Genomic DNA, 20,106 nt, shown 5'->3' with positions numbered 1-20,106 from the left:
GTACGGCCGAGTACGAGCTGCGCTCCTCCGCCTTGCGATGCACCGCACCAGACGACGCGGGCTGATCCACGAAGATCGCCCGGACAGGACCTAGACGGCACGCTCCTGAACGGGATCCCAGGATTCCGGGTGATCTGGATCATCGGCCTGCGCGGCGGCACGCAGCGCCGCCTCAACCCGGCGGTTGCTGGTCATGGTCGACGTGACGGCGGTCATGGTGAGGAGGAGGCCGGCGGCGGTGTAGAGCGGGGTGCGTACGTCGTAGGTGGTGGCCAGCCAGCCGCCGAGGAAGGCGCCGAACGGGGCGGCGCACATGGCGAGCATGCGGGAGGTGGAGGCGACCCGGCCCATCAGGTGGGCGGGGACGATCGCCTGTCGGAGGGAGGGGCCGAGCACCATCGTGGCGCCCATGCCCGCTCCGCAGACGGCGAGCGCGAGGCCGGCGACGTACGGGTTCGGGGCGACGGCAAGGCCCAGGATGGCGAGTCCCTCGACTGCGGCCGTGCAGGTCAGCGCGGTGCCGGTGCCGAGTCGTCGGCCGAGGCGAGACGCGACGCCCGCACCGAGCAGACCGCCGGTGGCCTCCGCCGTGAGGAGCAGGCCGAAGCCGAAGGTATCGATGCCGAGACGATCGTGCGCGAAGAGGGCGAGTACGGTCTCCACGGCGAGGAAGGCGATGTTCCCGACCGCCGGACGCAGCGCGAGCCCGAGCAGCAACTGATCCCGGAATACGTACGAGGCGCCGGCCCGCGCCTGCCGCAGCAGCGACTCACGGGCCTGCGGTACGGGCCGGGGTGCGGCAGGCAGCGACCGTACGAGCAGTGCGGAGATCGCGAACGAGACCGCGTCGGCGAGCAGCGGAACCGCCCGCCCGAGCGCGAGCAGGGCACTGCCCGCGGGCGGCCCGGCGAAGCCGGACGCGGCGGTCTGGGTGCCGCGCAGGCGGGCGTTGGCGCGCTCCAGGAGCGCGGGGTCGCGGCCGAGCAGATCCGGCAGATAGGCCGTGGCGGCCGTGTCGAAGAAGAGTCCGCCGAGGCCGAGGAGGAAGGCGACTGCCGCGAGCAGTGGAATGCTCAGCACGTCGAGCACGGCCGCTGCCACCGGTATCGCGAGCAGCACCGCACGCGCCGCGTCCGCCACCCACATCGTGCGCCGGCGGTCCCAGCGGTCCACCAGCGCACCGCCGAGCACCCCGAAGAGCAGCCACGGCAGCGTTCCGGCGGCCGTGACGACGGCGAGCGCCATCGGATCCCGCGTCAGCGTCAACGCGAGCAGCGGCAGCGCGGCATGCGTCACCCCGTCACCGAGCGAGGACACCGTCTGTGCAGTCCACAGCCGTCCGAACCCGGCCGGCAGCTTCCGAACGTCTGAGGTCACTTGGCGTCCCCTTCGGCCTGCTCGCGCGGTGCCGGGTGGAACAGCGCGAAGACGAGTGACGCGTCCGGCAGCGACGGATCGGACAGCTCCCGGTACTCGTCCGCGAGTGCCTGCAGCCGCGCCCCCAGCTCCGCGAACTGCTCTTCGGTGAGCCGCAGATGCGCCATCCGGACGTGCCGCTCGCCATCCACCGGCGCTGCCTCCAGGTCCGCCACCGCATGCCGCATCAGCACATCCGGCCCTCCCTCGCCCGGATCCGGCAGCACGATCGCCCGCGCGGCCATTGCGTAGTACCGCTCGGTGACCCCCCGGACCTTCCGCGTTCGCACCACCTTCACCAGGCCGGCCCGCTCCAGCAGCCGTACGTGGTAGCTGGAACTCCCCTTCGCGAGGCCCACTCGCTCGGCGATCTGCGTGATCGTCGCGGGCTCGAAGCGGAGCACGGCCATGATCCGGTGACGCGTGAGATTGGAAACGGCGCGTAGCTGCTCGTCAGTGGTGACGTGGAACGTCTCAGGAAGATCATCGGTAGGCATGCCCCTAATGGTCAACACTTCTTGACCATTAGGCAAGGGTTTTTTGTTCGGGCTTCCGGAATCGGCTGTCCAGCACGTGAGGCCTTCGCTCCCGGGGTTGGCCTCGTGACGACCGCAGTCAGGGAATGCGGTCCGGGGTGTTGCTGAGTGGATGTCAGGAGTTGCGTGGGGTTACCAGGCCGGATTCGTAGGCGAGGACCACGAGCTGGGCGCGGTCGCGGGCGTGGAGCTTGGTCATGGCTCGGTTGACGTGGGTTTTCGCGGTCAGAGGGCTGATCACCATGCGGTCCGCGATCTCGTCGTTGGACAGGCCCTGTGCGACCAGTACGACGGCTTCACGTTCGCGGCTGGTCAGTTCTTCCAGTGCTGGCTCCGTGGTGCTGGGGAGCGGCTGACTGACGTACCGGTTGATGAGCTTGCGGGTGATCGAGGGCGCGAGCAGGGCGTCGCCGCGCGCGGCAACGCGTACGGCGTGCAGGAAGTCCTCCGGCACGATGTCCTTGACGAGGAATCCGGCGGCGCCGGCGCGCAGGGCGTTGAAGACGTATTCGTCCAGGCCGTAGTTGGTGAGGATGACGACGTGCACCCCGGCCAGGGCCGGGTCGGCTGCGATGCGCCGGGTCGCCTCGATGCCGTCCATGACCGGCATCTGGATGTCGATGAGCGCGATGTCGGGCACGTGCTTCATGGCGAGCTGCAGCCCTTCGGCACCGTTGGCGGCCTCGGCCACCACCTCGATGTCGTCCTCCAGGTCGAGGAGCGCACGGAATCCGCTGCGGATGAGCGGTTGATCGTCGACCAGCAGAACCCGGATCACGAGGCTCGCTCCACGGGGAGTTCGGCCTGGACGGTGAAGCCGCCCTCGCCGCGCGGTGCTGCCCGCAGGCGGCCTCCGAGGGCGGTGACGCGTTCGCGCATCCCGAGCAGTCCCATGCCGGGGACCGGGGCGGCGTGCGGTGTGGCCTTGCCGTCGTCATCGACCTGGAGACCGATGGCGTCCGGGCGGTACTCGATGCGAACCGATGCCGAGGTGGCGTCCGCGTGGCGGGCGATGTTGGTGAGTGACTCCTGGACGATCCGGTAGACGGTACGGCCCACCGCGGCCGGGACATCGTGCCGCTGCCCCTCGATCGTCAGCGTGGCCTCCAGGCCCGTCCCGCCGGCCCGCTCCACCAGTTCCGGCAGGTGGTCGAGACCGTGCGGCGGGGTCGTGTCGTCGTCGCGCAGGGCCTCCAGGGTTGCCCGGAGCTCCCGGGCCGCCTCACGGCCGGCCTCCCGGATCGCCAGCAGTGCCTCCGGTACTTGTTCGCCGCGCTTTCGGGCCACGTGGACGGCCACTTCGGACTGCACCTTGATGACCGAGATCTGGTGGGTGAGGGAATCGTGCAGCTCCCGCGCGATGTGCAGCCGCTCCTCGTCGGCGCGGCGCCGTGCGGTCTCCTCCCGGGTGCGCTCGGCTTCGTCCGCGCGCCGCTCGGCCTGCCGCAGGGCTTCACCTGCCGCCCCGGCCGCGATCAGCCAGGCAATCTCAAGGGCGCCGCGGGCCTGCGCGAACGCCTCGCCCGTGTCGTGCAGGCCCGAGACCAGGGCCGCGAGGGGAAGAGCCGCCAGCACGGCCACGCTCGCTGCCACCGTGACGATGCGGTGTCCGGCCCGCATCGCCGCGTACACCGCGAAGAGGAACGCGACGGCAGCCACGTCGAACCCTGTCGCCTGGTACCCCACCGCGCAGGCCCCGGTGACGGCCAGTACGGCAACCGGAGCCCGGCGGCCAGCCGCCAGCGCCAGGCCACCGACCACCAGCAACGCGTATCCGAGCAGGTCAGGGCCGGTGGCAGAGTGTTGCCCGGACAGCCCCGTGACCAGGAGCGCCCCCGCCACACCGACGGCTATCAGCCAGTCTCTGACACCGGCCCGAACGTGGAACCGTCGATTGCTCATGCGCGCACCGTAGCCGGAGGCTGCCGCGGGCGGATCCCGCTCGCGGACGAGCGGCCGACTACCGCACACGCAGTAGTTCCGCGGCGCCTGCCGCGTCCGTGGTAGGGCGAAGTGCCTGCGGCTGCTGGACGACCTGTGGCGGCTCCCGCCGACATGCTCGGACCACATCCAGTCGTAGGAAGAGAAGGAGCACCTTGATGTCCGCTCGTCGCTTGATCGCCGCCGCCCCGGCCGCCCTGCTCGGAGGCCTCGGTCTCGCCACACCCGCGGCAGCGCACGCCTCGGTCCAGCCCGTCGCCGTCAGCGTCACCGACTTCAGCCTCGGGAGGCTCGGAGCCACCACCGGCGGGCTGCTGGGGCTGGCCGCCGTGGTCATCGCCGTGCTCGCGCTGACCCGACCCGCCGGTCGTCTCGGCATTGCCAACGGGTCGCTCGGGGCCACAGTGGCCGTGGTCGCGGGGCTGATCGCCATGGCCCTCGGCGGGCTGGTCGCGGCCACCGCCGACGGTGGACTCGGCACCGGCAACGGGCTGGGCGGAGCCTACGTGGCCCTGCTGCTCGGGCTGACCGGCACTGCATGGGGCGGACGAGCTCTGACCCGCTCCCGCCGCACCCGCTGACCACCCCGAAACCCCGACGACCTCGCCGGCCGGACTCCGGCCGTCCTCGTCGGGGCCGACCACCCGCTCGACGCACTTACCGTGACGCACCCGGCACCCGACCCTACGGTGGCATCATGAGCGACCCGGAGAAGAACAAGGCCACGGCTCAGGCGTTCTACGACCTGATGTTCAACCAGTGCCGCCCCGCCGAGGCCATCGACCTGTACGCCGGCGACACCTACATCCAGCACAATCCACACGTCGGCGACGGCAAGCAGGCATTCATCGACTACTTCGAGCGCATGGCCGCCGAGTACCCGGGCAAGCGGGTGGAGGTCAAGCGCGCCTTCGCCGAAGGCGACCACGTGATCCTGCACTGCCACCAGACCTGGCCCGAGGAGGAGTACGCCGGCATCGACATCTTCCGCTTCGGCGCAGGCGGCAAGATCGTCGAACACTGGGACGTCCTCCAGGTGATCCCGCCCACCTCCAAGAACGACAACACCATGTTCTGACCCTCGCCCCGCGCACGCCGATCTGCCGCACTGCAACGCTCACACGTAACCGCCAACGGCCGCCCCCACCGGTAGGCAGAGCGCCAGCCGACCGCATCAATCGTCGCGGTGAATAGCGCAGGTTCGGAACACTGCCTCTTCACTCTGGCATCTGCCCATCGGGGGACGCTTCGGCAGTGCGGGAGTCAGTGCGTCAGGCCGGACATCGCGTCGCCGACGTACTTGGAGCCCAGAACGGCGAACAGAACGGCGAACAGAACGGTCATGATTGCCGCCGTGTGGGCGGACATCCATGTCTTCCAACCGTTGAGGATCTGCGCCGCGCGGGTTCCGCCGAACAGGAACACGGCGACTGGCACCGCCGTGCACAACGAGGCCACGAGCACCATCACGACCACCGCCACGGTCTTGCCGCGCGGGTCGGCGCCGCTGCCGGCGATGGCGACCGTGCCCCCGAGGATCAGGACCAGGTTCTTGGGGTTGGCCACCGCGAGCAAGGAGGCCAGGCTCACGGCCTTGGCGGGGGTGAACCGGTCGATCGCCGCCATCCACTTGGGGGCGTGGGCCGGGTGGCCCTCGCGGGGCCTGCCCTCGCCGATCTTGCGGTATCCCCACGCCCGGTAAGCAGCCGACGCGGCCTTGCTCGCCGGGTGGACGTTCAACAGCACCCGCTCGGCTCCGATGCCGTCGAACAGCGTCTTGTGCAGACGCCGCGCCACACCGTGTCCGCGCCAGGGTCCGCGCACGGCGAGTTCCATGAGCCCGAAGGTGCGGTGCCCGTCCTCGCGCCGCATGTCGTCGGGCACGGGCTCGGTCAGTTCGTCCCACCACACGGCGTCGGGGCCGAGCAGGTAGCCGTATGCCATGCCGATCGGCTCGCCCTCCATAATGCAGCTGTTTTCAAGTACCGCACCTCAGCCACGAATTGACCTGTAATGACGCGGCCATGACATTGAGTTTCAGGCTACCTTGCCAAACGATCCGGCTAGCACGCGCACTTGGGACGCCCACCAACCAGAGAAGAATGAGGGCCTCATGAAATCAAAGTTAGCCACAGTAACCGTTCTCGGCGTGGCTGCGATCGGAATGACTCTGACCGCACCTGCCGCTCACGCCGCCTCCCCCTCCCCTACCTCCGCAGTGAGCTGCCAGAACTGGACCGTGAGCAGCGCACAGGGCAAAGGCTCCGGCACACACTGCTCCGACGGTGTCGTGTCCGGCTGGGTAGAGGACACCAAGGCCGACGGACGCTGTCCGTACGTGCGACTCAACACCAGCAGCGGCGCCAAGGACAGTCCATGGGTCGGGCCCAAGGGGGCCAAGAAGCACTTCTCCTTCTCAGGAGTCTGGGGCTCTGTGACGTACTCCATGGGTTGGGTCAACTGCTGACCCAACCCCAGACTTCTGAAGGAGCCGGGGCTTGGGATTCCGTCAGCCCAAGCCCCGTAGCACCACTTCCGCCGCCTCGCCCCTCTGAGCCGGGACGCGGGGGGCGTGGTCCAGAAGAAACCGCCGGCCCTGCGCTGGATCGCTCCCTGCCGGCGGGAGGCCGGGCAGGAAGACCTGCGTGGACCTGTGACTGCATCCAGCGCGACGCATGCAAGTCTGCCCGCGTCGTAGAAGGCCTTCACCCCGTTGCTCCTGCAGCCAGGCGGCTCGAGTACGACGCGTCACTTTCCGTCAGTGATGTAGTAGTCGTTCTTGAGGTACTCCAGGGTGTAGCTGCCGAGGTCGCTCTCGGAGAAGGAGGCGGAGGCTCTGACCGCTTCGAGCGGAATCTCGATCTTCTCGGGCGTGATCACGGCGACGTGCTGCGGATCAACCGTCGCGGTTTGCAGCGCCTTCTTCTGCGCGGGTGAAATCATCTGGAACACAACGACGTACGTAGACGTGCACGGACCGAAGCCCATGTCCTGCGCCTTCTTCGCGCCGGGCCCGGCCACTTCGCAAACCGTGTTGATGTCCTCATGGCCGAGGGCGTGGAGGTACTGCTCGTACCGCTGGATCGCGCGCTCCTTGGTCCTGGGCGCGGGCAGCACACTGGTCGGGGTGGGCGACGGCTTCTCGGTTCCAGTCGACGCGGACGGCGTGGCCAACGGCTCTTCTGCCCGTGTGGACGCGGACGGCTGCGAGGGCTTCGCGTCCGCGTTCTCCTTCGATTTCTCCGGACCGCACGCGCACGCCATCAGCGCCACGCACGCCGATACCGCCACGCTCACCATCGTCCGCGTTCTCATCCGGTTCCCTTCACCAGCCGACTACACATCAAGAGGTCACGCAGGATCCCGAGGAACGGTTCCCGAGCCGGTCCAGGAATCGTGATCGGTGCCGCGCTCGTCGTCATCCCCGCCGACGCCCGTGAGTCGATCGCCCCACCGACGCGCGTGCGGATGCCGTGCCGGGCTCGAAGGGTAGCCGCCGCCACCCGCGACGGCCACATTCCCGGACACCGGTCCGGGACGGTGATCAGCGTCCGTAGCGCTCGCATCGCAGAGGCTTGGAGCCGTCGTCGAGGCAGATCCGCACAACCGCGGCTCCGCCGGGAACGGGCGCCCCCGCGGAGAAGCTGAACTTCTCGCTTTCGCCGCATGCGATTCCGGGGGTGACGGCGTACCCCAATTGCTTGTTCGCACTGGCCAGAGCGAACGCAGTGGTCTGCCGGCAACTCGCCGAGGAGACCGACTTCTGCTCTCCCGCCACGGTGACCGACCGGTCGTACCAGGTGATCGTGCCCCTCGTGTACGTGTTCCCGACGGTGACGTCGAACTCGCTGATCGGGTAGCTGGAAGTGTGGGCGCCGGCGCCGGCCGGGGGCGCGGCCAAGAGCATGCCCGTGGTCAGTGCGACGGCGCTGAGGGTAGCGGCCAGGTGAATGCACACGCCATCTCCGGGAGTTGGGCCTGTCGCGGCTGTCGGTCAAGGACCTCTGGTCTCCTGGTCGGGATCGACCGCGTCCACATCCCCCGACTGATGGGCGAGCGCGCCACCTCGCCCGGATGGACAACTCCGATGCTCATCGTGGACGTGTGCACGGACGGCCGGGTGGGGGGCGGACGCACTATCTGATGTGCGGAGGGGGCTGGGGGTGTCGTACCGTGGACCAGTTGCTCAGCCCGTAGGCATAGGCGGCAGCGTCAGTCTTCCTGTTCCTTCTGTGGTGATCTTGAGGTGACTTCGCATCCCCCAGGCCCTGTAGCGGTCCGCATTCCCCCACGTTCTGAGTCTTCGAACGTGTCCGGGGGCGGACGTCGCACTGGCCTGAGTTGCGTCACCCACCCCCGCAGTTTCCTGTCTTTTCCCGGGTGCAGCTCTGCCGACTGCCCCGGGTTTGGTGTTTTCCGGCCCCGGCGCGGCTGACGGCAGGGCTCCCCCGATTCCTTGAATCAGGAGTCCCACAAGTGTCCTCCCCCGCGCTCGGCAACGAGCCGCAGCACACCGCCGAGCCCCCGGCTCACGACGTACCGGGCCGGTCGTCGAAGATGACCCGGGCCGCCCGGATCGCCCTCGTGGTGCTCCTGGTCGCCGAGCTCATGGACATCCTCGACCAGTCGGTCGTCCTCACCGCCCTGCCCGCCGTCCAGGAGTCGACCGGCGCCGGACCGGCCGCGGTCCAGTGGCTGACCGCCGGCTACTCGCTGACCGTCGCTGTCGGGCTGATCACCGGCGGGCGGCTCGGCGACATCCACGGCCGACGCAAGGTCCTCCTGATCGGCACCGTCGTGTTCACGATGGCCTCGCTGCTGTGCGGCATCGCCAGCGGCCCCGGCGTGCTGATCGCCGCCCGCGTTCTGCAGGGCGCCGGAGTCGCCGTGATGATCCCGCAGGTCCTGGCCACCCTCCACGTCACCTTCGACGGCGAGAACCGCAGCAGGGCCTTCGGCCTGTACGGGGCCGTCCTGTCGCTCGCCAACGTTCTGGGGCCGGTGCTGGGCGGCGCGCTCACCGAGGCCGACCTGTTCGGACTGTCCTGGCGGCCGATCTTCCTGATCAACGTGCCCGTCGGTCTCGCCGTGATCATCCTCGGACGCAAGTTCATCCCCGAGTCGACCGCACAGAAGGCCGGCCGGCTCGACCTCACCGGCATGCTGCTGTCCGCACTGGCCGTGGTCCTGATCATCTTCCCGCTCACCGAGGGCCACACCCACCACTGGCCCCTGTGGTGCTTCGCCATGCTCGCCTGCGGTCTCCTCGTGCTCGGCGTCTTCCTGCGCCACCAGCAGCGCAGGCAGGACGACGCCCCGCTCGTGGCACTGTCCCTCTTCCGGGGCAAGCAGTTCTCCGGCGGCCTGTCCGCGCAGCTGATGCTCGGCCTGCTGTGCGGCCTGTTCTTCATGACCTGGACGCTGTACCTCCAGCGCGGCCTGGGCATGAGTCCGCTGATGGCGGCCGCGGCTTTCGTGCTGCTCGCTCTCGGAGAACTGGCCGGTGCGACGACCGCGATGAAGTCCGCCGGGCGTTTCGGGCGCCGCCTGCCCCAGGCCGGAGCTCTGATCGCCCTCGCCTCAATGGCGTCCTACGGGTTCCAGGTCAGCAGCCGACAGCCCGACCTGACCCTCCTCACGATGACCGTCCCGGTCGTGCTGCTCGGCTTCGGCCTCGGCATGGTCGGCGGCCCGCTCGCCGACATGGCGCTCGCCAACGTCCCGCACGAGAACGCCGGTTCCGCCTCGGGCCTGTTCAACACCGCCATGCATCTGGGCATCGCCCTGGGCACCGCGCTGACCGCCCTCGTGTTCTTCTCCGCCACCGGCGGCTCGCCCGACGGTGCGATCAACCGCACCGCTTTCACCGGTGTCCTCTGGTGGGTCGGCGGCGCCCTCGCCGTGATGTGGGCCCTGATGTTCTGCCTGCCCAAGCAAGCGAACAGCCAGGCCTTCGCGTGCCGGCCGGTCCCCAGGTCCTCGTAGAGGCGCACCCAGCCGCCGAAGCGGCCCCGAAGCGGCCTTGTACCGCTCAGTCCTCCCAGTCCTCGTCGTCGCCGCCGCGCATGGTGCGCCATCCCTGGAGGGCTTCCAACGCCTGCCGCGCCAACTGGGCGTACTGCACCGGGCACTCCCACAGCTCGCGGGCCGAGAGCTCGGCGGGCACGGGGGTGTCCGGGTGGTCCTCCGGCGCGTACAGGTGGACCACCGCGCGGTACCGGGACCGCACGGTGGAATCGGCGGTGGACCAGGGGTGCTGCGGATGCTCGCAGGAGACGTCCAGGTCGATGGTGGCGAGCGCGGCGGCCAGGTCGCGCGCGTACGAGGGCGGCAGACCCCCGTACGTCTGGGCGATGCCCATCCACAGGCACAGGAACAAGCCGATCCGCTCCTCGTCCCGCACCTGTCCGGTGAGCCAGCGGCGGGCGGACCACAGGGCGACCGGGCCGGTGTTGTCCTCCCAGCTACGGCTGATCGCCCCCTGCATGGCGACGAGGTCGAGGCGGCCGTCGTCCCGGACGAACTGCGCGTCCAGATGGGAGACGTCGATGCCGCCGAAGAGCTCCTGGTGCGCCTCGTGCATGCGGCGCAGCGCCTCATCGGCGAGGTCCGCGAGGAACCCCTCGCAGTCGAACACCGCCAGCTCCTCCTCGTCGAGACCGTAGTCCTCGGCGAATGCGGTCCGTCCGGCCTCGGTCAGCATGCTCACCCCCGCCTCGACCTGGTACTCCGAGTCCAGCCGCGCGGGGTGGGCGCCGGCCGGGCAGGTGCAGGAGGCCCGGTCCAACTGCGCACGCAACCCGTCCAGGGCCTGTATGTACGACGCGAACAGGGACTTGCTGAAGATGCGTGCACCGACGTACCAGCAGGTGGCATGCAGGAGCATCGTGTACCCGGTCCGCTCCCGGCGGCCCTCCGGCGTGGCGTCGCGGCCGAGCGCCTCCGCCGCGTCGTCGGCGAGTACGGCGAGGGTCGATTCGGGATCCGCATAGGGGTAGTCGCTGACGATCCCGGACAGGTCGGAGATCAGTTCGCGGTGGTCGGCAGGCAGCATGGGCGTCACTTCAGTCACATCCGTAACCGACGATTGCGCAAGTCGAACGGTTCCCCCGGCGCACGCGACCGATGGACCGCTCGGCCCCGTCCTGATCCGGAGGGCGGGGAAGCACGCGGCGCTCTGCATGAGGATGTCGAGCCGGTTCGGGTTCAGGGGCGCCGCCCGACGTGGGCCAGGACGTCCTCTCCTGGCGGGAACTGACCCACATCGCCCGCAGCCATGCAGTGCAGTCTGCCGTCGTGGACCGCCAGGGCCGGTGTACCGAGGGCGGTGACCGGGGGTGCCGGTGTGCTGGCGCTCCAGGTGCTTCCGGTGGTCGTGGTAGTGGTAGTGGTCAGGAGACGGGTGTCACCGGGCCCTGTCCATTTCAGAGTCAGCTCGTAGCGGCCGGCCGGCCCTGCGTGGAGGCGCCAGCCGTCGAGCCTGCCGGGCCGTGCGGTCAGAGCGCGGATCGCGGCGCGGTCGAAGCCGATGGTCCGCTGCGCGAGCAGCTGGTCCTCGCTGCGCCAGACGTGCATGACCGACGAGACGAGTACGGAGATGAGCCCCAGGATCGCCGGGGCCTCGTGGCCGGTAGCTTCCGCGGGCTCCGGGTTGCGCCCGATGCAGAGCGTGCCCTGTGAGAGGTAGTCGGAGATCTTCCACAAGTCCTGGATCAGCCGTTCGTGTCCTGCCGAGTTGGTGTGGTCAGCTGCCCATACCTCGATGTGAGCCATGAACGCGTGGTCGACGAGGCCGTCGAAGAGTACGTCTTCGGGGTCGAAGTGCGCTTGGCTGCCTGCCGGCGTGCTGGCGTAGCACCGTGTGAAGCTTGCACGCTGGGTGCGGTCGAGGTCCCCGCTGCGGTCAGCGCCCAGTAGATCGCTTTGCCGCCGGCCCGGCTGGACCTTCTTGCATGGGAGAAGCCCGACAGCGCCACCCGGGCATGGATCGGGGGTAAGCCGGCGGTGGACTCGGGCGGCCGCTGTCCGGAAGCGGTCACCATCGTCGCCCCGTATCCGTAGGCGTCGGCGGCCGCGGCGGCCTCTGCGCTCCCGGGGCCCCTGCCAAGGGCAGCGTCAAGGTCCACGAGGCTGATGTTGGGCTGCCCCAAGATCTCCGGCCGCAGCGCGGGCAGGTCCGCGAACAGATCCGCAACCGAGTACCCCTCCGTGAGGGCGCGGGAGGTCAGGGTGCCGGGAAACAACTGCGGCGCGTTCCTCACCGACGACTCCTGCGTGAACACGCTCCCGATCTCACAGATCTCGTCCCGCGACATCCTCGATCGCAGCGGCTTGTGACCTGACTAGCCGGCCCGAGCTGGTTGGGCCCGGTCACGCCGGTGGGGGGAGAAACTGCCGCTGGTCGGGCGGTGGCCGTCACGAAGCCTCAGGAAGTTCCGCGGCATCCTGAGGCACATTCATCATGACGCGTACGAGGCAGCGTCGGCGGGCGGGGTCGGGGTGGTCCTCGTAGGATGTACGGCCGTGCAGAACGCGGCGGTCGTCGATGACGAGGCAGTCGCCCTCCTCAAGCGGGATCGTCACCTTCAGCTCGGGCCGGGAGAGCACCTGGCGCAGCATGTCGAGGGCCTCGCACCGGTCGGGCGGTATCGGCTCGCCGATCAGTTCGGCGGCCGTCTCGATGCGTTTGAGGTTGCATCGGATCTGGACGCGGCCGCCGGTGTCTTCGAAGACCGGCGCCCGTACCACAGGGCTCTGGCCTCGAGGTGTGACGTGGCGGCGGTCCACCGGGTAGGGCGTGTGGAGCAGGGCCAGTGCGCGGGGGGATGTCTCGCGGAGGATGCGGTGCACCGTCCAGCCGTCCACCAGCACGGAATCTCCGCCCTGCGCGGCTGTGCGGTGGGTGAAGAGAGCGACGCAGTCGGGCTCGTGCCCGAAGGGGGTGACTGCCCGGTCGTTGTGCAGGTGCAGGTAGCCGCGCGACTTGGACGTGTACGCGTTCTCGCGGAAGCGGCGGTCGTCGGTGTGCTGCGAGACGCCCTCGTCCCGTACGAGCCATGCCAGGGAGGTGTCGGCGCCCCGTCCCTGCAAAAGCGGTTCGCCCAGGTGGCGGAGCATCCGCGTCGCGAACTCCTGGGCCGCCCGGGTGCCCAGGGCTCCGGCAGGCGTGCCCGTAACCACCGCGAAGCCACGGCCGTCGAGCACCTCGGTGCGTAATCGCCGGGCCAAGAGGGCGTGGTCGCAGTCGTAGGGGAGGCGGTACGCGGCCGCCGAGACGAAGGTCTGCCCTGTCCAGCCGTTCATGGAATCCCACGTCATCTCATCGTCCCTTTCGGATGGGCACCCTCTCCGTCAGGGTAGGAGGCAGGGTGGGCACGGAGAAGACCCCCACGAGGAGCCTCGGATGCAGTACAGACGGTTGGGACGTGGCGGCCCGACGGTGTCGGCGATGGGCCTGGGCTGCATGGGCATGTCCGACTTCTACGGACCCGCCGACGAGACGGAGTCGATCGCCACGATCCACCGCGCACTCGATACGGGCCTCACATTCCTCGACACGGCCGACATGTACGGCCCTTACACGAATGAGGAGTTGGTGGGACGAGCCATCGCAGCGCGCCGCGACAAGGCGTTCCTGGCATCCAAGTTCGGTGTCGTACGCTCCGGCGACCGCAGGGCGCGACGGGTCGACTCGACCCCCGCCTACGCCAAGAAGGCCTGCACCGACTCGATGAGGCGGCTCGGTGTGGACCACCTCGACCTCTACTACCTGCACCGCCGCAACCCGGCCGTCCCCATCGAGGACACGGTCGGCGCCATGAGCGAGCTGGTGGCCGAGGGCAAGGTCCGCCACATCGGCCTGTCGGAGGTCAGCGCCGACACCTTGCGCCGGGCCTGCGCCACAGCCCCGATCGCAGCCCTGCAGAGCGAGTACTCCCTCTGGACACGCGGCCTGGAGCGGGAGATCCTGCCCGCCGCGCGCGAACTCGGTGTCGCGCTGGTGGCGTACTCGCCACTCGGCCGCGGCCTCCTCGCCGGAACCATGGCCGGGGTGGACGCCCTGGCCTCCGACGACATCCGCCGCGATCAACCCCGCTTCCGCGCGGAGAACCTGACAGCCAACCTGCGCCTGGTACAACGCCTACGGGCACTGGCACATCACCTCGGCTGCACTCCCGCGCAACTGGCGCTCGCCTGGCTGCTGGCACAGTCGGACAGCGTGATCCCCCTGCCCGGCATCCGCCGCCGCACGCACCTCGACGAAAACACCGGTGCCCTCGCGATCACCCTCTCCGCCGAACAGACACGGCTGATCACCGACGCGATCCCAGAAGCCGCCGGCGACCGCGCACCGGACCTGTCCCGACTGGAAAGATAGCCAGGGCAGCTCAGCGGCGCTGTCATCTACATCAGGGACTCCTAGAGGTGTGGCGCCATCTCCCGGCCTTCGACGGGCGCCAGGTCCGCCATGAAGCGCCGTCGCATGCCCAGCTGGCTGCGGTAAGCAGGTGCCCGGGCGGGGAGTGTCCTGATCTCAGGTGAGATGTCTTGGTGATCACGGCTGTTGGAAGGTGCACCTGCGCGCCGAGGGCCAGGCCGGGCGCACGCACACATACGCGAACACCTACCCTGGTGCGCGCCATGTGGCGAATTTCGAACAGTGCAACGAACGGGATGTGACAGGTGACGGAGGCGAACGGCGCGGATCTGGTCGGCGAGGTTCTGGGCGGGCGATACCGCGTGACCGCCATGATCGGCCGCGGTGGCATGGGTGTGGTCGCCCGGGCGGTGGACCAGTTGCTGAACCGCGAGGTCGCCGTCAAGGTCCTGCGGGCCTACACCGACGCCTCCCCGGCCGAACTGGCCGATCTGCGGGTCCGGATGCAGAGGGAGGCGCAGGCCGCCGCCCGCATCCGGCACAGCGGTGTGGTCACCGTGCACGACGTGGTCGAGGAGAACGGGCTGCCGGTCATCGTCATGGAGCTGGTCGAAGGGCCCTCCCTCGACGCTGTGCTGGCGGAGCGTGGCTCAATGGATCCGCGCGAAGCGGCCGCGATCGGCGCCAAGCTGATGGACGCGCTCGATGCGGCACACCGGGCCGGGGTCCTCCACCGGGACGTCAAGCCCGGCAACGTGCTGCTTGAGCACAGCGGCCGGGTCGTGCTCACCGACTTCGGCATCGCCAGCATGGAGACCTCCGGCGACGAGGCCCTGGCCAAGCTGACCCAGAGCGGTCAGATCATCGGCTCCCTCGACTATCTGCCACCCGAGCGGGCACAGGGCCAGGTACCGGGTGCCGCGTCGGACATCTGGGCGCTCGGCATGACGCTGTACGCGGCCGTGGAGGGCGCTGCGCCCTTCCGCCGTACGTCGGTGTGGTCCACGCTGGCGGCGATCGTCGGCGAACCGCTGCCTGAGCCCCGGTGCGCCGGACCGCTCACCCCGGTGTTGCAAGCGCTGATGGCCAAGGACCCGCTGCAGCGGCCCGACGCCGGGCAGGCGCGCGAGATGCTGGAGGCCGTCGCCGGCGGCAGGGGGGCGGACCTCCCGGCGGCACCGGCGCCCCAGCCCGTCACTCCGCCGGGCTTCGGTCCCGCCCTCGCCGTGCCGCTCTCCCCGCCCGCCCCCCAGCCCGTCGCTTCCTACTCCCCCGGCGCGTACGCTGCCCCTCCGCCGGCGGGCGCCGCGCAGCCGGGCATGGCGCAGCCGGGCATACCCGCCGATCACAACAGCCGTTCCGAAACCCGTGCCACGACGGTCCGCGCGCGGCGCCGCACCCGTACCATCGTCGCGGTGGCAGCCGCCACCGTCCTCACCTGCGGCGGAGTCGCCTACGCTGTGATGGACATGCGAGGCGCCGAGGGCAGAGGTGGGTCGAACACGGCGCTGCCCACGGCGAGCACGGCCGACGACGCGACCTCCCCGGGGAACCTGACCTCCATCAGCCCCGGCGAGAAGTCGTCCAGCACCCCCTCGAAGAAGGATGAGGCCCGAGCGACAGGTCCCACGTCAGCGCCCAGCAACGCTGGTGACAAGCCGGCAGGGAACCCGTCAGCCTCTCCGAAGGCAACGCCCAGTTCCACGGTGAAGGAGCCCACCCCGGTGTCGACGGCGTGCACCGGCTGGGCCCACTCGAACCGCAGCGATGGCTACGGCAAAGCGGCCCAGAACACCCACCTCTACACCGGGCCGTACGCGGAGTGCTCCTATGTGACCGAGGTCAAGTCCGGCGCGAAGATCTACTACCACTGCTATGTCACCAATGCCCATGCCAACAAGTGGATCTACGCCCGTATCGCGGGCACGGAAACCGAAGGCTGGGTGGTCGGCGAAAAATCCACCCTGGACAGCGGCACACTGGCCCGCTGTTAAGACTGATCCGCGATTCACCAGAGGGTGACTTGCGGGTCGCAGCCGGGGCGTCGTCCGGGCGCTGCGGACCCTCCTCGGCCGCCGAGTCCATGAGGACGGTGGCCGAAGGGTCCGTTCCACTTCGGCGGGGTCATTCTCGTCCGGAGTCGGGACCGTCCGTGGGTGGTTCCGGCAGCCAGTCGCGGGTCGGGTCGTACTCCAGCCATCTGCTTCGGCCTGCTTCCTCAGCGCAGGCGGCGGCGAGGCCGTTCAGTGCCGGGTGTCCGTTTCCGGAGCGCCACAGCAGCGACCAGGCGTACAGCGGCGTGGGATCGATCAGGGGAACGGAGCGCAATCCGGGGACCTGCGGCAGTGGCACATCGGCAGGCACCAGCGAGAACCGTCGCGGCTCTTCCGCCACCTCGGCGAGGAAGTGGGCGAGCCCCAGGTTGACGCTCGTTGCCCTGTTCTGGATGCCGAATCGGTCGGCGAAGCGGTGGAGGAAGTCGAGCCGTTCCAGTGCACCGGGTGCCCACAGCACGCTGTCGCGCAACTGGTCCGGCCGCAGAGCCGGTTCAGCCGCGAGCGGGTGGTCCGTGCTCAGTACTGCGTCCACCGGTTCGAGGCGGATGAGGCGGTGTGCCAGCCCGGCAGGCAGCGGCGGGTGGACTCGGCCGAAAGCCGCGTCGATGTCGCCACGCAGCAGCGCCGTCGTCACCGACGGCAGATCGCGCCCGTGCCCCAGCACCAGTTCTCCGGCTCGTCCGGCAACCTGGGCCAGCGTCCGCATCGGCGCGTAGAGGTGCCCCCAGACGTCTACACGCAGCGGCTGTCGCTTCCCGGACACCGCCGCGACCGCGGCGTCGGCGGCGGCCACGGTGTGCCGGGCTGGTGGGAGAAAGCGCTGTCCGGCCTCGGTGAGGCGTACTCCGTTGCCGCCGCGCTGGAACAGCTCGGTGCCGAGCAGAGTTTCCAGGCGCGCGATCCTCTTGGACAGCGCTTGCTGGGAGATCGAGAGCGTCCCGGCCGCCCGACCGAAGTGCAGTTCCTCGGCGGTGCGCACAAAGGCACGTACCTGCGCCAAGTCGAGATCCATGGCTCCCACCATAGGCGACAACCAAAAGTTGTCGGCTTTGCTTGTTCGTTGTTGGATCGGGGGGCAGCCGTGGGGGTTGCATCCCCTCTATGCAAAGACTGATTCCCACGGGAGAGGCGGCGCGACCGGTCGCCTTCGCCGAGGTCTCCCAGCCCGTGCCGGAGCCCGGTGAGGCATTGATCAAAGTCGAGGCGTTCGCCCCGAACCGGGGCGAGACATTCCTTCTCGAACGCCCCCGGCCGGAGCTGCTGCCCGGCAAGGACATCGCAGGACTCGTCGTACAGGCGGCAGCCGACGGCTCCGGCCCCGGCATCGGCACCCGCGTGGTCGGGCACCCGGCGCAGGGCGGCTGGGCCGAGTACGCCGCCGTGCCCACGCACTCGCTCGCGGTTCTCCCGGACAGCATCGACAGCGCACGGGCGGCGGCTCTTCCCCTGGCCGGGATCACTGCCCTGCGGCTGCTGCGTACGGCCGGTTCCCTGGCCGGCCAACGGGTGCTGCTGACCGGCGCCTCAGGTGGCGTCGGCCACTACGTCACCGAGCTCGCCGTGGGGGCTGGAGCCGAGCTGACCGCAGTGACGGCCACGCCGGTGCGCGGCGAGCGGCTCGCGGAACTGGGCGCGAAGGTGGTGCACGATGTCGCGGCGGCTCAAGGACCGTTCGATGTCGTGCTGGAGTCCACGGGTGGGCCGGATCTGGCACTCGCCCTGTCGAAGGTACGCCCGGGCGGCCTGCTCGTCTGGTTCGGCCAGGCGAGCCGCACCCCGGTGTCCCTCGACTTCTTCCAACTCCTTGGCGGGCCCGAGCGGGTGACGATCCAGCACTTCCACTACGCCGGCGCCCCGTACGGCTCCGATCTCGCGGCGCTGGTGAGCCTCGTGGAACAGGGCCGGCTGCATCCGGAGATCGGCCGCACCGCCGACTGGGCACAGACCGCCGGAACCCTGGTCGACCTGCGCGAGCGCCGGATACGCGGCAAGGCCGTCCTGCTGACCGGAGGAGCACGATGAGCCCCGTCGAGTTCGCCGCCGCCCAGTGGACCCGTGCCACCGGTGCGGGCGTGGACCCGCACGAGTACCGGCGCGTCACTGATGGCCTGACCTCCGTCGCCGACTGGGGGCCGGCCTTCCTTCGCACCGGACACGGCTACCTCCGGCGCGCGGAGGACGCGGGATCATCCCGCTCTGCGGGTGAGTACCTGTTGATGGCGGCCCGGTGGTTCCACCTGGCCACCCTGGCGCCGTACACGGAAGCACATCGCGCTGCCGTCGCGGCAGATCACGCCCTGAGCAGAGCTCTCACCGTGCTGGAGCCCGGTGCGCGGCGGGTGAGCGGCGAGGGGTTCACCGGCTGGCTGCGCGGCCCCTCCAACGCGCCGGGGACCGTGGTCGTCGTCCCCGGCCTGGACTCGGCCAAGGAGGAGTTCCTCGATCTCGTGTCCGCGCTGCTGGCCAGACGACTGGCGGTGTTCGCGATGGACGGCCCCGGACAAGGTGTACTCGCGGCCACCACGGCCTTCATGCCGGACTACGAGCGGATCGTGGGCCGGGCCATCGACGCCCTTGGCGCCGCACGCATCGGGCTCATCGGCCTGAGCTTGGGCGGCTACTTCGCGGCCCGGGCCGCGGCGCTGGAACCGCGCGTGGCGGCCGTCGCCACCGTCAGCGGTCCCTTCCGCCTCGACTGGGAGGAACTACCCCCGCCGGTACGGGACATCATGGCCCGACGCGCCGGAGGAGCCGACGCCGCCCATGAGTTCGCACGTCACGTGGACCTCGCCGCCCTGGCACCTCGCATCGCGGCCCCACTGCTGGTCGTGGACGGCGGCCAGGACGTCATCCCCGGCGTGACGAACGGCGAGCCCCTGGCCCGCCTGGCGCCGCACGGCACCTACCTGTCCGTCCCGCACGGCGACCACCTCCTTGGCAACGCGCGGCCAGACTGGCTGCCCCACCTCAGCGACCACATCACGCACACCCTGATGGGAACACCAGCATGAACCGCTTCACCGGGAAGACCGTCCTCATCACCGGCGGCACCAGCGGAATGGGGCTGGCGACCGCACACCGTCTCCTCGCCGAAGGCGCCCACGTCATCGTCACCGGCCGCACTCGCGAACGGGTGGACTCCGCCGTCCAGCAGCTCGGCCCCAACGCCTCGGGGGTCGTGGCCGACGCCGCCGACCTCGGCGCGGTGGACGCGCTGATGGAAACCGTCCGGGACCGTCACGGCCACCTGGACGTCCTCTTCGCGAACGCGGGCACCGGCACATTCCTTCCGTTCGAGAACATCACCGAGCCGGACTTCGACCACGGCATCGACGTCAACTTCAAGGGCGTGTTCTTCACCGTCCAGAAGGCACTGCCGCTGCTGGCGGACGGAGGCTCGATCGTCATCAACGCCTCCTGGACCCTCCACCGGGGCAACAGCGTCCTGACCCTCTACTCGGCGACCAAAGCCGCCGTGCACAACCTGGCCCGAACCCTTGCCGCCGGACTCGCCTCGCGCGGTATCCGCGTCAACTCCGTCAGCCCCGGCTATATCGACACCCCGATGTACCCCGCCGCCGCGCTGACCACAGCGGAGGCGGAGGCGGTCACCGGTCAGATCGTCGCCGGCCGCTTCGGACGACCGGAAGAGGTGGCTGCGGCCGTGGCATTCCTCGCCTCGGGCGACGCGTCCTATGTCAACGGTCAGGATCTCGTCATCGACGGCGGCCTGGTCGGTGCCGTGCCCGTACCTGCCTGATGGTTGGGCGGACACACG

General features: G+C 69.8%; 18 protein-coding genes and 1 pseudogene. 8 read left to right on the top strand and 11 right to left on the bottom strand.

What is annotated here, in order from left to right; all coding sequences use genetic code 11:
* Nucleotides 1-90: 90 nt before the first annotated feature.
* The 4 genes from AB0D94_RS31135 to AB0D94_RS31120 form a co-directional block, all read right to left on the bottom strand.
* Entirely contained in the window at nucleotides 91-1,377 is a 1,287-nt protein-coding gene (locus AB0D94_RS31135) for an MFS transporter (protein ID WP_362058692.1), read from the bottom strand.
* The gene (locus AB0D94_RS31130; protein ID WP_214933824.1) at nucleotides 1,374-1,913 is read right to left on the bottom strand and encodes a winged helix-turn-helix domain-containing protein; all 540 of its coding nucleotides are present in this window, start codon (nucleotides 1,911-1,913) and stop codon (nucleotides 1,374-1,376) included. The genes AB0D94_RS31135 and AB0D94_RS31130 overlap by 4 nt, the downstream gene beginning before the upstream one ends.
* A gap of 154 nt (nucleotides 1,914-2,067) precedes the next feature.
* Nucleotides 2,068-2,730 carry a response regulator transcription factor gene (locus AB0D94_RS31125; protein WP_362058688.1) on the bottom strand — a complete coding sequence of 221 codons (663 nt, stop codon included), beginning with the start codon at nucleotides 2,728-2,730 and terminating at the stop codon, nucleotides 2,068-2,070.
* Complete coding sequence (locus tag AB0D94_RS31120; protein WP_362058685.1) at nucleotides 2,727-3,854, bottom strand: histidine kinase; 1,128 nt, start codon at nucleotides 3,852-3,854, stop codon at nucleotides 2,727-2,729. Before AB0D94_RS31120 ends, AB0D94_RS31125 begins: the two co-directional genes overlap by 4 nt.
* A gap of 197 nt (nucleotides 3,855-4,051) precedes the next feature.
* On the opposite strand from AB0D94_RS31120, the gene AB0D94_RS31115 reads away from it, so the two are divergent.
* Together AB0D94_RS31115 and AB0D94_RS31110 are read left to right on the top strand one after the other, a co-directional pair.
* A complete protein-coding gene (locus AB0D94_RS31115) occupies nucleotides 4,052-4,474 on the top strand; it encodes a DUF6223 family protein (protein ID WP_362058682.1) in 423 nt (140 codons plus the stop codon).
* A 116-nt stretch (nucleotides 4,475-4,590) separates the two neighbouring features.
* Nucleotides 4,591-4,971: a nuclear transport factor 2 family protein gene (locus AB0D94_RS31110; RefSeq protein WP_362058679.1), complete on the top strand. Its 381-nt coding sequence runs from the start codon at nucleotides 4,591-4,593 to the stop codon at nucleotides 4,969-4,971.
* A 185-nt stretch (nucleotides 4,972-5,156) separates the two neighbouring features.
* Here AB0D94_RS31110 and AB0D94_RS31105 read toward each other — a convergent pair.
* From AB0D94_RS31105 to AB0D94_RS31095, 3 genes and pseudogenes are all read right to left on the bottom strand, one after another.
* Nucleotides 5,157-5,855 (bottom strand): annotated as a pseudogene (locus AB0D94_RS31105) (GAP family protein); the annotation flags it as partial.
* A 786-nt stretch (nucleotides 5,856-6,641) separates the two neighbouring features.
* The gene (locus tag AB0D94_RS31100; RefSeq protein ID WP_362058676.1) at nucleotides 6,642-7,184 is read right to left on the bottom strand and encodes a hypothetical protein; all 543 of its coding nucleotides are present in this window, start codon (nucleotides 7,182-7,184) and stop codon (nucleotides 6,642-6,644) included.
* Nucleotides 7,185-7,437: 253 nt separating this feature from the next.
* Complete coding sequence (locus AB0D94_RS31095; RefSeq protein ID WP_362058673.1) at nucleotides 7,438-7,851, bottom strand: hypothetical protein; 414 nt, start codon at nucleotides 7,849-7,851, stop codon at nucleotides 7,438-7,440.
* 518 nt (nucleotides 7,852-8,369) lie between these two features.
* Here AB0D94_RS31095 and AB0D94_RS31090 point away from each other — a divergent pair.
* A complete protein-coding gene (locus AB0D94_RS31090) occupies nucleotides 8,370-9,878 on the top strand; it encodes an MFS transporter (RefSeq protein ID WP_362058670.1) in 1,509 nt (502 codons plus the stop codon).
* Between the two features lie 46 nt (nucleotides 9,879-9,924).
* Here AB0D94_RS31090 and AB0D94_RS31085 read toward each other — a convergent pair whose 3' ends face one another.
* The 3 genes from AB0D94_RS31085 to AB0D94_RS31075 form a co-directional block, all read right to left on the bottom strand.
* The gene (locus AB0D94_RS31085; RefSeq protein ID WP_362058667.1) at nucleotides 9,925-10,947 is read right to left on the bottom strand and encodes a hypothetical protein; all 1,023 of its coding nucleotides are present in this window, start codon (nucleotides 10,945-10,947) and stop codon (nucleotides 9,925-9,927) included.
* Between the two features lie 152 nt (nucleotides 10,948-11,099).
* A complete protein-coding gene (locus tag AB0D94_RS31080) occupies nucleotides 11,100-11,666 on the bottom strand; it encodes a hypothetical protein (protein ID WP_362058664.1) in 567 nt (188 codons plus the stop codon).
* 642 nt (nucleotides 11,667-12,308) lie between these two features.
* Nucleotides 12,309-13,211, bottom strand: coding sequence for a TauD/TfdA family dioxygenase (locus AB0D94_RS31075; RefSeq protein ID WP_362058661.1), 903 nt, complete (start codon nucleotides 13,209-13,211; stop codon nucleotides 12,309-12,311).
* A gap of 85 nt (nucleotides 13,212-13,296) precedes the next feature.
* Between AB0D94_RS31075 and AB0D94_RS31070 the strand changes: the two genes are divergently transcribed.
* Both AB0D94_RS31070 and AB0D94_RS31065 read left to right on the top strand, forming a co-directional pair.
* Nucleotides 13,297-14,271 carry an aldo/keto reductase gene (locus AB0D94_RS31070; RefSeq protein WP_362058658.1) on the top strand — a complete coding sequence of 325 codons (975 nt, stop codon included), beginning with the start codon at nucleotides 13,297-13,299 and terminating at the stop codon, nucleotides 14,269-14,271.
* A 305-nt stretch (nucleotides 14,272-14,576) separates the two neighbouring features.
* Nucleotides 14,577-16,265, top strand: a complete 1,689-nt coding sequence (locus tag AB0D94_RS31065; RefSeq protein WP_362058655.1) for a protein kinase — start codon at nucleotides 14,577-14,579, stop codon at nucleotides 16,263-16,265.
* A gap of 130 nt (nucleotides 16,266-16,395) precedes the next feature.
* Here the strand turns inward: AB0D94_RS31065 and AB0D94_RS31060 are convergent, their stop codons facing one another.
* Nucleotides 16,396-17,340, bottom strand: a complete 945-nt coding sequence (locus tag AB0D94_RS31060) for a LysR family transcriptional regulator (protein ID WP_362058652.1) — start codon at nucleotides 17,338-17,340, stop codon at nucleotides 16,396-16,398.
* An 89-nt stretch (nucleotides 17,341-17,429) separates the two neighbouring features.
* On the opposite strand from AB0D94_RS31060, the gene AB0D94_RS31055 reads away from it, so the two are divergent.
* The 3 genes from AB0D94_RS31055 to AB0D94_RS31045 are packed head-to-tail and all read left to right on the top strand — an operon-like array spanning nucleotide 17,430 to nucleotide 20,088.
* Nucleotides 17,430-18,350, top strand: coding sequence for a zinc-binding dehydrogenase (locus AB0D94_RS31055; RefSeq protein WP_362058649.1), 921 nt, complete (start codon nucleotides 17,430-17,432; stop codon nucleotides 18,348-18,350).
* A complete protein-coding gene (locus AB0D94_RS31050) occupies nucleotides 18,347-19,339 on the top strand; it encodes an alpha/beta hydrolase (protein WP_362058646.1) in 993 nt (330 codons plus the stop codon). Before AB0D94_RS31055 ends, AB0D94_RS31050 begins: the two co-directional genes overlap by 4 nt.
* Nucleotides 19,336-20,088 carry an SDR family oxidoreductase gene (locus AB0D94_RS31045; protein WP_362058643.1) on the top strand — a complete coding sequence of 251 codons (753 nt, stop codon included), beginning with the start codon at nucleotides 19,336-19,338 and terminating at the stop codon, nucleotides 20,086-20,088. Before AB0D94_RS31050 ends, AB0D94_RS31045 begins: the two co-directional genes overlap by 4 nt.
* Nucleotides 20,089-20,106: the final 18 nt, after the last annotated feature.

Source organism: Streptomyces sp. NPDC048255 (assembly GCF_040652415.1).
In the GTDB taxonomy this organism is placed as follows: domain Bacteria; phylum Actinomycetota; class Actinomycetes; order Streptomycetales; family Streptomycetaceae; genus Streptomyces.
This window is presented reverse-complemented; position numbering and strand designations above follow the sequence as displayed.

What these genes read in the sequence shown, in the direction of transcription:
- AB0D94_RS31055 (WP_362058649.1), top strand. Translation starts at nt 17,430, where the DNA reads ATGCAAAGACTGATTCCCACGGGAGAGGCGGCGCGACCGGTCGCCTTC.
- AB0D94_RS31120 (WP_362058685.1), bottom strand. Translation starts at nt 3,854, where the DNA reads ATGAGCAATCGACGGTTCCACGTTCGGGCCGGTGTCAGAGACTGGCTG.
- AB0D94_RS31115 (WP_362058682.1), top strand. Translation starts at nt 4,052, where the DNA reads ATGTCCGCTCGTCGCTTGATCGCCGCCGCCCCGGCCGCCCTGCTCGGA.
- AB0D94_RS31075 (WP_362058661.1), bottom strand. Translation starts at nt 13,211, where the DNA reads ATGACGTGGGATTCCATGAACGGCTGGACAGGGCAGACCTTCGTCTCG.
- AB0D94_RS31050 (WP_362058646.1), top strand. Translation starts at nt 18,347, where the DNA reads ATGAGCCCCGTCGAGTTCGCCGCCGCCCAGTGGACCCGTGCCACCGGT.
- AB0D94_RS31130 (WP_214933824.1), bottom strand. Translation starts at nt 1,913, where the DNA reads ATGCCTACCGATGATCTTCCTGAGACGTTCCACGTCACCACTGACGAG.
- AB0D94_RS31060 (WP_362058652.1), bottom strand. Translation starts at nt 17,340, where the DNA reads ATGGATCTCGACTTGGCGCAGGTACGTGCCTTTGTGCGCACCGCCGAG.
- AB0D94_RS31080 (WP_362058664.1), bottom strand. Translation starts at nt 11,666, where the DNA reads ATGGCTCACATCGAGGTATGGGCAGCTGACCACACCAACTCGGCAGGA.
- AB0D94_RS31070 (WP_362058658.1), top strand. Translation starts at nt 13,297, where the DNA reads ATGCAGTACAGACGGTTGGGACGTGGCGGCCCGACGGTGTCGGCGATG.
- AB0D94_RS31110 (WP_362058679.1), top strand. Translation starts at nt 4,591, where the DNA reads ATGAGCGACCCGGAGAAGAACAAGGCCACGGCTCAGGCGTTCTACGAC.
- AB0D94_RS31045 (WP_362058643.1), top strand. Translation starts at nt 19,336, where the DNA reads ATGAACCGCTTCACCGGGAAGACCGTCCTCATCACCGGCGGCACCAGC.
- AB0D94_RS31085 (WP_362058667.1), bottom strand. Translation starts at nt 10,947, where the DNA reads ATGCTGCCTGCCGACCACCGCGAACTGATCTCCGACCTGTCCGGGATC.